13 protein-coding genes are annotated in these 14,672 nt (G+C 69.1%); all 13 read left to right on the top strand.

All coding sequences use genetic code 11. The annotated features are described in order from the left end of the window. On the top strand, positions 1–548 hold a 548-nt coding region (locus CCN51_RS19465), incomplete at its 5' end, for a magnesium chelatase domain-containing protein (protein ID WP_086859844.1). Positions 549–627: 79 nt separating this feature from the next. Continuing rightward, positions 628–1,248, top strand: coding sequence for a hypothetical protein (locus CCN51_RS19470; RefSeq protein ID WP_086859846.1), 621 nt, complete (start codon positions 628–630; stop codon positions 1,246–1,248). Positions 1,249–1,335: 87 nt separating this feature from the next. Then, the gene (locus tag CCN51_RS19475) at positions 1,336–1,677 is read left to right on the top strand and encodes a hypothetical protein (RefSeq protein WP_086859848.1); all 342 of its coding nucleotides are present in this window, start codon (positions 1,336–1,338) and stop codon (positions 1,675–1,677) included. A gap of 72 nt (positions 1,678–1,749) precedes the next feature. Continuing rightward, entirely contained in the window at positions 1,750–2,406 is a 657-nt protein-coding gene (locus tag CCN51_RS19480) for a hypothetical protein (RefSeq protein WP_086859850.1), read from the top strand. Positions 2,407–2,664: 258 nt separating this feature from the next. Beyond that, positions 2,665–3,804 carry a hypothetical protein gene (locus CCN51_RS54385; protein ID WP_143675843.1) on the top strand — a complete coding sequence of 380 codons (1,140 nt, stop codon included), beginning with the start codon at positions 2,665–2,667 and terminating at the stop codon, positions 3,802–3,804. A 285-nt stretch (positions 3,805–4,089) separates the two neighbouring features. Beyond that, positions 4,090–5,445 (top strand): putative antirestriction adenine methyltransferase, encoded by a 1,356-nt coding sequence (locus tag CCN51_RS19495; RefSeq protein ID WP_086859856.1) that lies wholly within the window; start codon positions 4,090–4,092, stop codon positions 5,443–5,445. Further along, positions 5,442–6,380 (top strand): ParB N-terminal domain-containing protein, encoded by a 939-nt coding sequence (locus CCN51_RS19500; protein ID WP_086859858.1) that lies wholly within the window; start codon positions 5,442–5,444, stop codon positions 6,378–6,380. Before CCN51_RS19495 ends, CCN51_RS19500 begins: the two co-directional genes overlap by 4 nt. Continuing rightward, entirely contained in the window at positions 6,377–6,973 is a 597-nt protein-coding gene (locus tag CCN51_RS19505; RefSeq protein WP_086859860.1) for a hypothetical protein, read from the top strand. Before CCN51_RS19500 ends, CCN51_RS19505 begins: the two co-directional genes overlap by 4 nt. A gap of 3 nt (positions 6,974–6,976) precedes the next feature. Then, entirely contained in the window at positions 6,977–8,554 is a 1,578-nt protein-coding gene (locus CCN51_RS19510; RefSeq protein WP_086859862.1) for a terminase large subunit domain-containing protein, read from the top strand. Positions 8,555–8,639: 85 nt separating this feature from the next. Beyond that, the gene (locus tag CCN51_RS19515) at positions 8,640–8,972 is read left to right on the top strand and encodes a DUF1360 domain-containing protein (protein WP_086859864.1); all 333 of its coding nucleotides are present in this window, start codon (positions 8,640–8,642) and stop codon (positions 8,970–8,972) included. 2 nt (positions 8,973–8,974) lie between these two features. After that, positions 8,975–10,714: a hypothetical protein gene (locus CCN51_RS19520; protein WP_086859932.1), complete on the top strand. Its 1,740-nt coding sequence runs from the start codon at positions 8,975–8,977 to the stop codon at positions 10,712–10,714. Further along, complete coding sequence (locus CCN51_RS19525; protein WP_086859866.1) at positions 10,711–10,911, top strand: hypothetical protein; 201 nt, start codon at positions 10,711–10,713, stop codon at positions 10,909–10,911. Before CCN51_RS19520 ends, CCN51_RS19525 begins: the two co-directional genes overlap by 4 nt. Beyond that, positions 10,904–14,668, top strand: coding sequence for a phage minor head protein (locus CCN51_RS19530; RefSeq protein ID WP_086859868.1), 3,765 nt, complete (start codon positions 10,904–10,906; stop codon positions 14,666–14,668). The genes CCN51_RS19525 and CCN51_RS19530 overlap by 8 nt, the downstream gene beginning before the upstream one ends. The last annotated feature ends 4 nt before the right edge of the window (positions 14,669–14,672 follow it).

A 14,672-nucleotide genomic window follows, 5' to 3' on the forward strand; every position in this document is an offset into this window, starting at 1 on the left:
CCATGGCGCGGCCCTGGCCCGCCGAGCAGAACACCCCGGGCCAGGGCCGCGCCATGGTGCGCGCCTCCGGCGAGTCCGCCGCCGTGATCCACGCGACGGTCGGCCCCGGCCCCAACTGGTTCACCATCAGCGGCGTCAGCTACGAGCGGGAGACCATGGACCGCATCCGCGCGGCCATCATCAACGGCGGCTACGACTGGCCCACCGGCCGCGTCACGGTCACCGTCGAGACCGTCACCGGCCGCCCCCTGGACAGCACGCACGACCTCGCCATCGCCTGCGCGATCCTCGGCGCGGCCGGACACTACAGCCCGAACGCCATGACCGAGGTCGCGTTCATCGGCGAACTCGGCCTCGACGGCCAGGTGCGGCCCGTGCCCGACGTCAACGGAGCCGCCCGCTCCGCCATCGCCGCCGGTTGCATGACCGCGCTCATCCCCGACGCCAACATGAGCGACATCGATGCTGCCGACATCGGCATCTACAGCGTCGAGAACGTCGACCAGGCCGTGCGGGTCCTTCAGGCCTTCGACCGCGCCAACTCCTGACCACCATCCGGGGCCGGGGGCAGGCAGCGCCCCCGGCCCCACACCCCGACCACCCCACCAGCGGAAGGAACCACCCCACATGACCAGCAAAGCCTTCTGGAGCGAGTACTTCGAGGACGCCTACCGAGAGGCCGGCCTGAAGCGGCGCGAGGTCCTCGACCGCGGCCTGCTCCTCATCGCCCACGTGATCCGCGAAGAACTGCCCACCGCCACGGCCGTCAGCGTCAGGGCAGCCGACCTGACCGCCGTGCACGACGCCGAGAGCACGATCTGGCGCTTCAACGACGAGGCCACGAACGGCAAGCTGAGCGGCCACACCCGTGCCCTTGTACGGGACACGCTCCTCGACATGCGTTCCTTCGCCCACACGGGTGCCCCGCTCCTCGCGGCCGACTGGAAGCAGGCCCTCGACGATCCCCACACGCTCCGCGTCGCCCTGCCCGCCGACCTCAACAAGGACCAGGACCAGGAGCAGGGGGCCCCGGCGGCCGAGGAACGGCCGCACGGAACACCGGGGGAGGACGCCGGAACCTGCGCCCAGTGCCACCGGCTGCTGATCTGGGACGGGACCGGTAAGCGCGTGAACGACGAGTGGGGCGAGTACATCTGCTCCGGCCCCCGCCCGGGAGGCACCGAGTCCAACGTTCACATCCTGGCCGCACCGGAGACGCGCGCAGACCAGCCGACGGTGCAGAGCTGACCGCCATCCGTCCAGCAGCGGGCCGGGGAACAGGCAGCGTTCCCCGGCCCTGCCCCGATCCAACCAGATCCACCCGGAAGGCATCCCATGACCACCAGCGAGACCGCCACCCCGTACGCGGTGGAGACCACCGGCAGCGTCACCCTCGTCATCGCCCCGACCGTGATCGCCGTCCTGGACCGCATCGAGCCCGCCGAGGGCGACGGCCCGGACAGCTACCACGTGCGCGACACCGACGGCGGAGAGCCGTACGTGATCCGAGAGGCCGACGGGGTCACCCTCCGCACCACCAGGATCGGCGTTCTCCACCACCAGTGCGACCACGACATCGAGGGCGCCGCACAGTTCGAGAACGAGGCGGGCGCCCTCATCTACGCCAAGCACGGGCTGACCGCGTGCTGGCCGTGCGACTTGGTTCCCCAGGACTGACCAGCAGCAGACACCCACGAGGCTCAAGGCGCTCTGTCCTGGGCCTCACCTGCATCCAGAGAGAGAACCCCGATGCGCCCCTTCCGCCTGCCCGACGCCCACCTCCCGAGCATCGCCGACGGCTGGACCTGCCGGGCCTGCTCCGCGCCCTGGCCGTGCCCGACGGCCGCCGACTACCTCACCCAGAACCAGTGCCATTGCGGCGCCCCCAGCTACTGGGAGAAGAACGGGCCCCGGAACTGGCACGTCGGCCCGAGCTGCTACACCGCGGCCGACGTCGTCCGTCAGCAGGCCGCCGACCTACGCACCTACCGCGACGCCTACCCGCGCTACCCGCCGAGCCACTACTACCCGAAGAAGCCGCGCCGCCCGAAGTGGCCGCAGCCGGCGTACCAGCACACCCCGGCCGGGCCCGGCGACATCCAGCCCGGCACCTGGACGTGGGTCGAGCCCGGCGGCCTCTACCCCGGTTGGGGCGACATCCACCACCTCGCCATGGTCACCCGGCCCGGCCTCCCCAAGTCCGAGGTGTGGCTGATCCTCGACGGCACCGTGCACGACGTCCGCGCCGACCACCTCATCCTGTCCGGCCAGCCCCGGAAGGCCCCCGCGGACTGGTGGCAGTGGACGGCCGCCCAGCACCTCGAACAGCAGCCGCAGCCTGACCGGCAGACCGAGGACCGTACGGCGGAGCAACTCGACCTGTTCCCCGGCCTCCAGCCCGTCTAAGCCGCTCAACCCCCCGAGCCCTCCACCACCCCAAGCCTCGGCAACGAGGCGGTCACAGGCGAAACTACGGCCCTCCCGTCGGCTCCCAAGGGTTGCTTTCCGTCTCACTCGCGAGGCGGCTTGGGGCGCGGTCAGGCGGGGAGGCCCGCTCGCCCACCGGTCGCCGAGCCTCCGCCAACGGGAACCCCCCTCCTGGGGTCACGCCAGTCTGGCCTGTGTAACTCGGAGGACGCCAACTCGGCGGGCAACCGTCGCCATGTGGCCTTGCTCGAACGGGAGTTGGATGCCGACGGACTCGACCGATCGCTTCCGCCCATGGATCATGGGCTCATGAGGCGACGTAAGGCAGCCCAGGGTGCCGCAAACCAGGTTGCACAGCTGCACGAGTCCTTCTTCGAGGACCTCACCAAAGAAGAGCGTGCAGCCCCAAGCGCTACGGCCATGAAATACGCGCTCGCTGTTTATGGGGACGGTAGCAGGCCCTTGGCTGATGCCAAACAGAAGGACAGAAGTAGATTCTATATCGGCCTTAACGTCGACCCACTGGAATTTGTCGCCATCACCAAGAAGGCGATTCTGGTGTCCGACACGCTCATGCTGTCCCAAGACAGTACTGGGGAATATGTAAAACTGGGAGAATACACTGAGGCCCACCGTATTGCAGATGGTGCAAGCTATGGTGTCCCGATAACTCATCATGCGGAGTACGGAATGCGCTGCACCGATCTAGAAGGTTTGGGCAGGTGGATTCTGGACTCCGAACAACTCATGAAGGCCGGTCTGCTCTGGTTTTTACCACCCTATGTCAGGAGTACGTCATCGGGCACGCTCGGGTGGACTACACAGTCGTCCTTCCGGAGTCCGGTTGACTATCTCGTCAAGGACAGACGGGCTGTTGACGCTTCCGGAGCGACGCCCGTGAAAAGCAAGGTGATCCGACCGATCCTCGAAATGGAGATCCCCTACATCGACGGCGTTTCGTTGCGAGATTTCAGTAAGATTACGACGAATGAGTTTGACTCCTATTCTGCGTTCAAGAATCACCTGCGTCAGAAGCTCCTGGAGATGGACGATGCTATCGAGAATACGCAGTCAGCGACCAGGCTAGCCGCCTTGGAGGAGGAGATTAAGGGCGGAGTGGCAGAGGTCGACGCGAAGATGGGTGTTGCCTCTCGTGCGAGATGGTGGGCCAGTTCCGGCGCTACTCTATGCACGGTCACGGTTGCGCTCACGGCAGTGCAGGACCCCAAATTGCTCCCCCTTGTGGCTGCCACAGGAATGAGCAATCAAGGGATCGGGAACCTATATGAGAGGTATCGCGAGACGAGGAGGAAGCAGTTTCGCGGAGAAAAGTGGTACTACATGTGGACCATCATGAAGGACGGGCGTCCGCTCTAGTTCTAGAGAAGTTCTCCTTCGGGCAAGTGATGTACGCTCTTGATCGTCGACCAGTTGCCCTGAGCAGCAGCGATGACCGGCAGGCGCCGGAGGTGTAACCGCCGCACGGCCCCCATTCCAGGGGGCAGGACCACGTTCAAGTCGTGGCCGACGCTCCAAGTGAAGGCCCTCGCCCACCCCAGGGCGGGGGCCTTCCGCATGCCCGCCGATCCTTGGTCCCGGGAGAAAGCCGCAGCTCGGCTACCATCTCCGCCCGCCTCAGACGGACGACCAAGGAGCGGTCTCATGTTCCACGGCTCGATACCCGCGCCCCTCCGCTCGATCATCTACGAGCACGCCGGGACCTGGCTCGGAGAGGACATCTACGTCGGCTGCTCCGGGAACTTCACGATCGAGCGCGTGCTGCACGCCCGGTTCGGCAACGAGCGGCGCGTCCACGGCAACGACATCCAGGCCTACAGCTGCGCCCTCGGCTGGTACCTCGCAGGGGACGACCTCAGCTACACCCTGCGCGAGGAGTACGAGGAGTCCCTGGGCTGGCTCAAGCCGTATCTGGAGGACCGTACGGACCTCCTCGCCACCCTGATGCTCGGCACCCGCTTCCTTCAGTACGTCGGCAAGGACGGCGCGTACTACCGGCGGATGATGGACGCGACCCGCGACCAGTGGGAGCGGATGCACGACAAGACCGCCACCAAGCTGCGGAACCTGGAAACCCGCCTCGGCTCGTTCTCCCCGGGCGACGTCCGCGACTACCTCGACCACGAGGTGCCCGCCGATGCCCCCGTGGTGATGTTCCCGCCGTTCTACGCTTCGGATTATCAGGCCCAGTTCGCGCCGATTGACGCCGCCTTCGACTGGCCCGAGCCGTCGTTCGACGAGCTGACCGAGGACGGCAAGGAACGCATCATCGAGCAGGTCCAGGACCGGCCCAACTGGGTGCTCGGCCTGCACATCGAACGCCCCGAGCTGCGCCACAAGCTGGCCGGCGTCGTCCAGACCGCGAACCGCGGCCTCCCGATCTACGTGTACGCCGCCTCCGGGCCGCGCCGCATCGTCCGGCCCCGCCAGCCCGTCGAGCCGATCCCCATGCCGAAGATCGGGCAGGGCGAGGAACTCGGCGACCGCATGACGATCCACATGCTCACCGGCGGCCAGTTCGCCGCGATTCGCTCCCAGTTCATGTCGAAGACGATCAAGCCCGGCAGCCCGCTCATCGCGTGTGGGGTCGCCGTCGACGGCAAGCTGATCGGCGCCTTCGCCTATCTGCCGCCGAAGTTCGACCCGAACACCGCCTACCTGATGTCGGACTTCCCGGTGTCGTGGACCCGCTACCGGCGCCTGGCGAAGCTCATCGTCATGGCGGCCTCCACGAAGGAGGCGCAGCTTCTCATCCAGCGCTCGCTGTCCAAGCGGATCGACGGCTGGGCGACAACGGCGTTCACTGACCGGCCCAACAGCGCGAAGTACGGGCGTGGCATCCCCGGCGTGAGGCTCCAGAAGCGCACCGAGGCGAGCAGCAAGGACCCTGGCGACGGCATCCACCGCTACCAGCTCCAGTACGGCGGACCCCTCGGCACCTACGACCTGAACGAAGCCCTGACCCTGTGGAAGACCAAGCACGGCAAGGACATGCGATGACCACCAGCACCAGCGACAAGCGCATCCGGCCCCGCCTCGTCCAGCGCGACCCCCGCACGCTCACCCGCCTCGCCGTCAACGCGCACTACCAGACCAAGGAGGAGTACGACCGGCTCGTAGCGAACATCCGGGAGGACGGCTGCCTCACCAGCGTCCCCCTCATCTACGGGGCCGGCGAATACGCCGAGGGCGCCGAGCTCATCGTCTCCGGCAACCACCGCTGCGACGCGGCCGTGGAAGCCGGCCTCGAAGAGATCACCTGCCTGCTCATCGACGACCCGCAGGAGAAAGACCAGCTCATCGCCCGGCAGCTGTCGCACAACGCCATCACCGGCAAGGACGACCCGGCCACCCTCCAGCAGCTGTACGACCAGATCGAGGACGTGGACTGGCGGGCCTACTCCGGCCTGGACGACGCGCAGCTCCAGCTCCTCGCCGAAGTCAGCCCCGAAGGCCTCTCCGAAGCGAACCTCGACTTCGCCACGGTCTCGCTGATCTTCCTGCCCATGGAGCTGGAAGCCGCCCGCGAAGCCTTCGAGCAGGCCCGCCTCGGCCAGAACGAGAGCTGGCTCGCCGCACGCGCCGACTACAACCAGACCCTGGACACGCTCGCCTCCACCCACGCCGCCCACAAGGTCGGCAACGTCGCCACCGCCCTCCACGCCATCCTCGCGATCGTCGAACGCCACCTTGACGAGCTCCAAGAGGGCTACACGGCACCCGACGGCACCCACCTCCACACCGGGCACGTGGGACTCGAGACCGTCCTCGGTGTCCGCACACTCCCAGCACCCGCCGCCGTCACCATCAACAAAGCCATCGCAGCCGCAGAAGGACGCGGAGAGATCGAGCAGGGGCAGGGCTGGCGCCTCCTCGAACGCCTGGCAGGTGAGTACCTCTCCGGCCCCAACCACGTCCCCAGTGAAGCGGCATGAGCACCCGCCCACCCATCACCCTCGCCCCGGACCTGGACCCGTGGGAACGTCAGCCCAACGAGACCCCCCACAAACACGGCCAGTTCGTCACCTACCGGGACATCGGCAGGACCCGCACCCTGACCGAAGCCGCGCAGAGGCTGACACTCGCGTACGGGCACGTGAGGAACCTGGCCGCCCAGTACCGGTGGCGTGAGCGGGTCGAGGCGTACGACCGGCACCTGGACCGGCAGTACGAGGCGATGTGGCTGGAGGAGCGCCGGAAGGCGGCCGAGACCGACGCCAAGATCCTCGGCGCGGCCATCGGCAAGCTCGCCCAGCGGCTCGGCAGCCTGCGCGCCGATGAGCTATCGGCCGGCGACTTCATCCGGCTGATGGACGTCGCCATGCGGCACCGGCGCGTCCTGTTCGGCGACCCCACGGAAACGATCGCCGTTACCGGGCAGGGCACAGGTGCGCTGGCGCAGCACTTCGCCGACTTCGCACAGATGTCGCCGGAGCAGCGGCGTGCCCGCCTCGGGGAACTGGCGGCATCGGTGAACCAGCGGATCAAGGCTGTCGACGGCAGAGACGACGAGGACGAGGAGGGATAGCCCGTGACGGTGGCCGTGGACGAACTGGAGCACCTGGACGACCAGGAGGTCTACCGGCAACTGGAGGCGGCGCGGCGCGCCATGAGCGCGGACCTGCTGCGTGATCCGGTGACGCTCGCTCGCGGCCTCGACCGCAACTTCCGGATGCGCCCGCACCTGAAGATCATCGGTGAGGCTCTCGCCGAGGTAGGGCGCGGTGAACAGGACCGGCTGCTGATCCTGACCCCGCCCCAGGTCGGCAAGTCCACCACCGTGGCCGAGTGGTTCCCGTTCTGGTGGCTGTGCACCTACCCCATGGACCGGGTGGCAGTCACGTCGTACGGCGATGACCTGGCGCTGCGCCGTGGCAAGAAGATCCGCTCGTACGTCGAGGAGTTCGGCGACGAGTGGGAGCTGTACCTGCGCGCCGGATCGGGGGCGATGCAGGACTGGGAAGTCACCAAGGCCGGCGGCGTCCGCTCGGTGTCGGTCGGTAAGGGCCTCACCGGCCACACGGTGAACCTGCTGATCATCGACGACCCGCACAAGGACCGCGCCGACGCCGAGTCGGAGGCATCCCGCCGGGCGCTGCACGACTGGTACTCGTCGGCCGCCCTGTCGCGTCTCCAGCCGGACCGCAGCGCCGTCGTGGTGATCCAGACCAGGTGGCACCCCGACGACTTCGCGGGGCGCCGCATCCAGGAAGAGGGCCGCATCGAGGACGGCGGCCGGTGGAAGGTGATCCACCTCCCCGCGGTCGCCGACCCGAAGTTCGGGCCCGATCCGCTCGGCCGCGAACCTGGCGAGCCGCTGCCCCACCCGAAGATCGCCAGCCGAAACGTGGCAAGGCTGCGCGGGTGGTGGGCGAACAAGAAGGCAACATCGATCGTCCGTGACTGGCACGCCCTCTACCAGGGGGACCCCCAGCCCGCAGAAGGAGCGCTCGTGTCGGAGGAACTGCTGCGCCTGCTGCGGGACACCACGACCGTCGTGGAGCCGCAGAAGATCGCCGTCGCCATCGACCCCTCCGGTGGCGGCCGGGACGTCGCCGGCGTCATCGGCGGATTCCTCGGCGACGACGGCCGCGTATGGATCACCGACGACGTCTCCGCAGCTATGTCCTCGGCCGACTGGTCCACTGCGGCGTGCCGGCTCGCGCACCGCACGAACGCGTCGATCATCTACGTCGAGTGGAACTTCGGCCGCGACATGTGCGTCCTCGCCATCCAGACGTCATGGGAGAAGCTCCAGAACGACGGGGAGATCCCCAAGAACGTCCTGATGCCCGCCATCGCCCCCGTCCGCGCCAAGCAGGGCAAGCTGCTCCGCGCGGAGCCGATCGCCCAGCAGATGGTTCAGGACAAGGTCCGCTTCCGGGGCGTGTTCACCGACATGGAACGCGAGTGGAGCACCTGGCAGTCCACGGACCCCGACAGCCCCGGCCGTATCGACGCCTCCTGCATCCTCGTGTACGGCCTGATCCCCGAGGCCAACGCAGGCGCCATCGTCCACGCCCCGCTGCCCACCGCCCCGCAGCCGGGCGGCCAGGCGGGCGGCCGGCCGGGCGGTGCGGCGTCGGCGTACGGGCGCCGCATCGGCTGACCACACACCAACGCGCACTACGCACGCAGTTGTGCGCAGTATCCTTACCGCCGTTCCTGACCTGGGATCTTGACGGAGGCGGCCTGTGATCTCTCTGCCCGTGCTTGCACTACTCGGCTTCGCCTCATACCGGGCGACCCAGCTCGGGGTCCATGACTCGCTCCTCGACGGCCCGCGCGAGCGCGGCGCCGCCTGGCACGCAAACAACCTCGGCTCGAAGCCCCGTGCGTTCGTGATGCAGCTGATCAGCTGCATCTACTGTCTCGGGTTTTGGCTTTCCGGCGTGACCCTCCTCGTCTACCTCCTCGCCACCGACAGCTGGGGGAACGCGTCGTGGCTCGTCCACGGCATCGAATGGTTCGCGGTGGCCGGCGTGCAGGCCCTCCTGAACCGCCGCGACGACACGTTCAGCGGGTGACCGTGTCTCCTCGTCAGCTCACCGCGGCGGCCTCCCGCTACAGCGTCAAGACCACCAACAGCAGGGCCGGACGAACCGACACCTCATGGCAGCAAGAGGCGTGGCGGTTCTTCAAAGAGGTGCCCGAGGTCCGCTTCGCCGGTACGTGGGTGGGCAACGCCATGTCCGGCGTCACCCTGTACGCAGGGCGCCGCGCCGACGACGGCACGATCGAACGGGCCCCCGACAACCACCCGGCCAGTGAGATCGTCCGCGAGATCGCAGGCGGCCCCGACGGGCAGTCCAACCTCCTCGGCGACTTCGGCCCCCACCTGGTCGTCGCGGGTGAGGGCTGGATCGTCGTCCGGCCCACCGCCGACGACACGAACGCGATCGACGGCTACGACTGGCGGGTCCTGTCCACGCGTGAGGTGAAGCAGCAGGGCGGCGGGAAGCTGACCGCTGAGGTCGACGGCGAAGACATACCGATCCCGCCGTACGACCCGAACGCCGAACCCGACCCGATGGCGCCGATCGCGATACGCGTGTGGAAGCCGTCCCCGGACCGGCACATTGAGGCCGACAGCCCCGTCCGCTCCAGCCTCGTCCTCCTCGAAGAGCTCCAGCTGCTCAACGCGGCCGTCGCCGCCATCGCCCGGTCCCGCATCACCGGCCGGGGCGTCCTCCTCGTACCCAAGGGCACCAGGTTCCCCACCTCGCCCGGCACGGCCGGCGACGCCGAGGATGACCTGCTTGAAGTGTTCCTCGAGGTCGCCTCCACCGCGATCCGTGAACCCGACAGCGCGGCGGCGACAGTGCCGATCATCCTCGAGGTCCCGGCCGAGGTGATCAGCGACATCAAGTGGCTGTCGTTCGAGTCGAACTTCGACGAGCTCGCCCTGAAGTTGCGGGACGAGGCGATCCGCCGCTTTGCGAACGGTCTGGAAGTCCCGGCCGAAATCCTGTTGGGCTTGTCGGACGCGAACCACTGGTCGGCGTGGGCCATCTCCGCTGAAGCGGTCCGCCTCGGCGTCGAACCCCGCCTGGCGATCGTCTGCCACGCCCTCACCACCCAGTGGCTGCGACCCCTCCTCGAAGACCAGGCCGTCGAAGACCCCGACGAGTGGCTCGTCTGGTATGACACCAGCCAGCTCCGCGTCCAGGCCAACCGCGCCCAGACCGCGCTCGAAGCGTTCCAAGCCGGCCTGATCTCCGCCGCCGCCGCGCGCCGCGAAACAGGCTTCGACGAAGCCGACGCCCCCACCGCCGACGAGGCCACCCCGAACCGCAACGCCGACCAAGCGCCCGCCGACGATGACGAGGAGACGCCGAGCAACGTGACGACCCTGCCCGTTGGTGAGACGACCAGCATCCCCGACACCCTCCCCGCCGCCGCCGTCCAGCCCGAACGCGTCCTCGCCGCCGTCGACGGGCTGATCTGGGCCGCCCTCCAAGCAGCCGGGGAACGCCTGCGGAACAAGCCCGCTTGCCCCCGCAGCGAGCGTGCCCGCGCCCGCGAGATCGTCCCGGCCGAGCTCCACACCGTGTTCCCCGTCGAGCCGGACATGGTCGACGCCTGGCATCTCCTCGACGGCGCCTGGGCCCGCGTCCCCGAGATCGCCCGCCGCTACGGCCTCAACCCCGACTGCCTGGCCGGTGTCCTCGACGACTATGCGCGAGCCCTGATCGCCGCCCGGCACCCGCACACCTACGAGGACACGGCGCGTGTACTGCGCGCCCCGTGCATCGCCGAGGCCGCGTGAACAGCAGGGAAGCGCGCGTCACCGTCACCGTGGCCACCAGCCGGCCACGGCCGAAGTGGTGCCCGGACTGTAAGGCCAACACAGCCCTCGCCGTCGACGTGTACGCGCTCTTCCCCACCGGCGTGACGTACGTGACCACCGTCGCCATCTGCGAGATCTGCGACGACCCAGACGACCCGGAGGTGAACCGTGGCTGACCCGCTCGACGCGCTCACCGCGGCCGAACAGACCCTCGCCGAAGAGGTGCGCGCCGTCCTGGACGACGTCGCCGCCGAGATAGCGGGCGAACTGGCCGATGCGACAGAGATCGTCGCCGCCCGGTTCTCCCTCGCCCGCATCGGCCACATGTGGACGCAGCGTGTGCCCCGCATCGTGCGCCGTCTCCTCGGCGTAGCCGAAACCGCCGGCCAGCACGCGGCGAGCGACGTGGACGCCGAACTACCCGACGGCTGGGACGACCTCCCCGGTCGCCACGACCGTGGCGACGACCTGCCCGCCTCCCTCGGCTCGTACGTCACCGACACCGAGCACCTCCTACGCGCCATCGGTGACCGGCTCACCCAGGCCGCCGTCGCCGAGCTCGCCGCAGGCCTCGACGCAGGCGAGGACATCGCCCAGCTCCGGACCCGGCTGCGCGCCCTGTTCTCCCAAGAAGGCGCCCAGCTCGGCGAGACCCGCGAGGAACGCGTCGCCCGCACCGAGTCCACCCGCGCGTGGAACGCCGCCACCCTCGCCGCCGCCGAAGACCTCACCGGCGAAGGCCGCCCCCTCGTCAAGCAGTGGCAGACCCGCCACGACACGACGGTCCGCGACGCACATGACGACGTCGACGGGCAACTCCGCCTCCTCCACGAGGCATTCACCGTCGCCGGCGTCTCCATGGCCTACCCCGGCGACCCGACCGCGCCGCCCGAGCTCACCGTCAACTGCCGGTGCATCCTGCGACTCGCACCAGAACAGCAGGCTTCCGCCTACGAATCTCAGGAACCCTCATCGGCCGATCTTTCAGATCCACGGAACCCAAGGGAAGAGACGGCCGCAGCAGATGGGAGTCACCTCATGGGCGGCATGATCGCGCTTCTGCCACGCGACGAAGACGCACAGTTCCTCGCCCTCCCCGACGGCGAGGACGCCGGAGAGCTGCACTGCACGCTGTGGTTCCTCGGCGACGACGCCGCCCAGTGGACCGAGGACCAGCAGAACGAACTGGTCGCCAACATCCGCGCCCAGGCCGCCGACCTGACCGGCCCCGTGGTCGCCCGCGCGTTCGGCGTGAACCACTGGAACCCCGACTCCGACTCCCCGGCCTGGGTGTGGGCTATCGGCGACGACCGCGACCACGACGGCCCCAACCTGCACGACGCCCGCGCCCTCGCCGTCCAAGCCCTCGAAGACACCCACGAGCGGCCGGAGACACCGGTCCAGCACTCGCCGTGGGTCGCCCACGTCACCGGCGCCTACTCGGCCGACACGTGGCCGTTCGACCCGATGTGCGAGCGGCTCGGACCGATCACCTACGACCGGATCCGCGTCTCGTTCGCCGACGACCACCACGACATCCCGCTCGGCCCCCCAGAGGAGGAGCCCCCCATGGCCACACCCACGCAGGCGGAGGAAGCGCCACCGTCCCCGCCCGTCCGTACCTGGTCCACCCCGGACGGTGCCGCGCTCGCCTTCGAGAACGAGCAGACCGGCGACGGCCGCGTGTTCGCCCCCAGCGCCCTCTACTGGGACGGCTCCGGCCCGTGGCCGCTCCAGTACGCCGAAGCCATGGGCGAAGGACACCACGGCGCCGAACTCGCAGGCGCCATCCAGACCCTCGGCCGGGAAGGCAACCGCATCACCGGCAGCGGCGTCCTGTACCTGACGCAGCCCGCCGGATACGACGCGGCGCTGCTCCTCGACCAGGAAGCCCCGCTCGGGGTGTCCGTCGACCTGGACGACGCCGACGTGCAACTCGTCGACACAACCGCCAACCCCGAAGACGCAGATGCCGGGCCGCCGTTCCTGGAAGCGTCGTTCGCGTCCGCCAGCGTCATGCGCCTCGCCGACGGCGCGTGGATGATCACCGCCCGCAGCCGCGCCGACTGGACCGCCTCCGGCGTTGAGATGGCCCACAGCGCCCGCTCAGTGATGCTGTTCACCAGCCCCGGCGGCACCATCACCGCCGCGACCGCCCGCCGCGTCTTCGGCGACCAGATCACCGCGGCCGCCGGCGACTCCGACCCCGGCGAGGGCGTCGTCTTCCACGAGGAGAAGTCCGGCGACTACCTCATACGGTTCACCCGGGCCCGGCTGCGCGGCGCCACTCTCGTCGCGATGCCCGCCTACTCCAAGGCCCGCATCGTTCTCGACCCGATCGACGAGCAGACGGCATCCGCCCCCGTGCTGGTGGCGTCCTCGGGCGACGGCCACGAGCGGGTCGTCACCTACGTGCGCACCTCCCCGACACCGGTCAGCCCCCGCCACCTCTCCCAGAAGCTCGGCATGAGCCTCGACCAGGTCCACGCCCACCTCAACCGCGCCCTGGAGGCGGGCAGCGTCGTACGGATCGCCCGAGGCCTCTACGTCGGCGCATCCACCCTCCCCGAGGGTGAGATCACCGCGGCAGCGGTTGGAGACCTCGACCTGCCGGTCCACGACGACCGCGACGCGGCCTGGGACGGGAGCAAGGCCGGTACGCGCATCCTCGACTGGGCCACCGACGACCGGGGCAACGTCGACCCCGACAAGCTCGCCCAAGCGTTCCTCTACCGCGACCCCGACAAGGACCCGGCCACGGTCGGCGCCTACAAGCTGCCCTTCGCCGACGTGTTCACCGACGGCTCCACGCAGCGCCTGGAGATCGTCGCCGACGGCGTGTTGTCCGTCGCCGCTGTTCTCGAAGGCTCGTTGGGCGGCGTCGACCTCCCCGACGACGACCGCAAGGAGATACGCGCCCGGGTCGAGGACCTGTACGCCAAGCTCGCGAAGGACTTCGACGACCCGACACTCACCCCGCCTTGGACGGACGAGGCCACGGCCGCCGCAGCCCTCGACGCCCTGTACGACGAGCGCGGCGCCGAACTTGTCGCGTCCGCCTGGCAGGCGATGCAGTCCGAGAAGCCGATGCCAGCCGCCTGGTTCCGTGAGCCCACCCCAGAGGAACTGCCCCCGGGCAGCGGAGGCGTCCACATCGTCGACGGCCGTGCCTACGGGTGGGTCGCCCAGCGCGGCGTACCGCACGCCGCGCACGGCCGGAAGGTCACCATCGAGAAGCTCGCCAAGCGTGGCCTGGACCTGTCCCACTTCCTTCGGAGCAGGTTCCGTCTCGACGACGACAGCGAGGTTCGCGCGGGTGCGATGACGATGAACGTGGGCCATCACCGCGACGGCTACGAGTGCGAAACGTCGGTCTGCCAGTTCGACGACACCCGCACCGTCGCGGCGGTGGTCACCGTCGGCATGAACGAAGGCGGCCTCTGGTTCAGCGGTGCTGCCGCGCCCTGGCTGTCGCCGTGGGACCGCACTGTGTTCCAGGCGTGCCAGCCCTCATATCACATGACGCAGGGCGCCGACGGGCGGTGGCAGCTCCGCGCCGTGCTCTCTGTGCCGGTACCCGGGCACTCCTCCCCGCTCACAGCCGCCACGGTCATCGATCGGTCGAACCTCGCGCTCACCGCCGCCGCCCTAGTCATCGACGAGGTCACCGCCACCAGTCAGCCCCCGGCCGGCGAACCCGAGCCCGAGCACGGCCGCGCCCACGACCAAGCCCCGGCCGCCAGCGTCGTTGAGCAGGTGACGGCTGCGCTCCTGGAGCCCGGGTTCCTCGACCAGTTCACTGACGCCCTCAAGGCCCGCGAAGAGGCGCGTACCGCCTCCGCGCACGCTGAACTCGCCGAACTCACCGCTCGGCTTGCGCCCGTCCGCGCCGAGCTCGCCGCAAGTGCCGCCCCCCAGCAGGAAGGAATCTGACCCC

Source organism: Streptomyces milbemycinicus (genome assembly GCF_002154605.1).
Classification (GTDB): Bacteria; Actinomycetota; Actinomycetes; order Streptomycetales; family Streptomycetaceae; genus Streptomyces; species Streptomyces milbemycinicus.

Excerpts from the sequence above, each read along its gene's own strand:
- CCN51_RS19470 (WP_086859846.1), top strand. The coding sequence starts at position 628 with ATGACCAGCAAAGCCTTCTGGAGCGAGTACTTCGAGGACGCCTACCGA.
- CCN51_RS19475 (WP_086859848.1), top strand. The coding sequence starts at position 1,336 with ATGACCACCAGCGAGACCGCCACCCCGTACGCGGTGGAGACCACCGGC.
- CCN51_RS19480 (WP_086859850.1), top strand. The coding sequence starts at position 1,750 with ATGCGCCCCTTCCGCCTGCCCGACGCCCACCTCCCGAGCATCGCCGAC.
- CCN51_RS19495 (WP_086859856.1), top strand. The coding sequence starts at position 4,090 with ATGTTCCACGGCTCGATACCCGCGCCCCTCCGCTCGATCATCTACGAG.
- CCN51_RS19500 (WP_086859858.1), top strand. The coding sequence starts at position 5,442 with ATGACCACCAGCACCAGCGACAAGCGCATCCGGCCCCGCCTCGTCCAG.
- CCN51_RS19505 (WP_086859860.1), top strand. The coding sequence starts at position 6,377 with ATGAGCACCCGCCCACCCATCACCCTCGCCCCGGACCTGGACCCGTGG.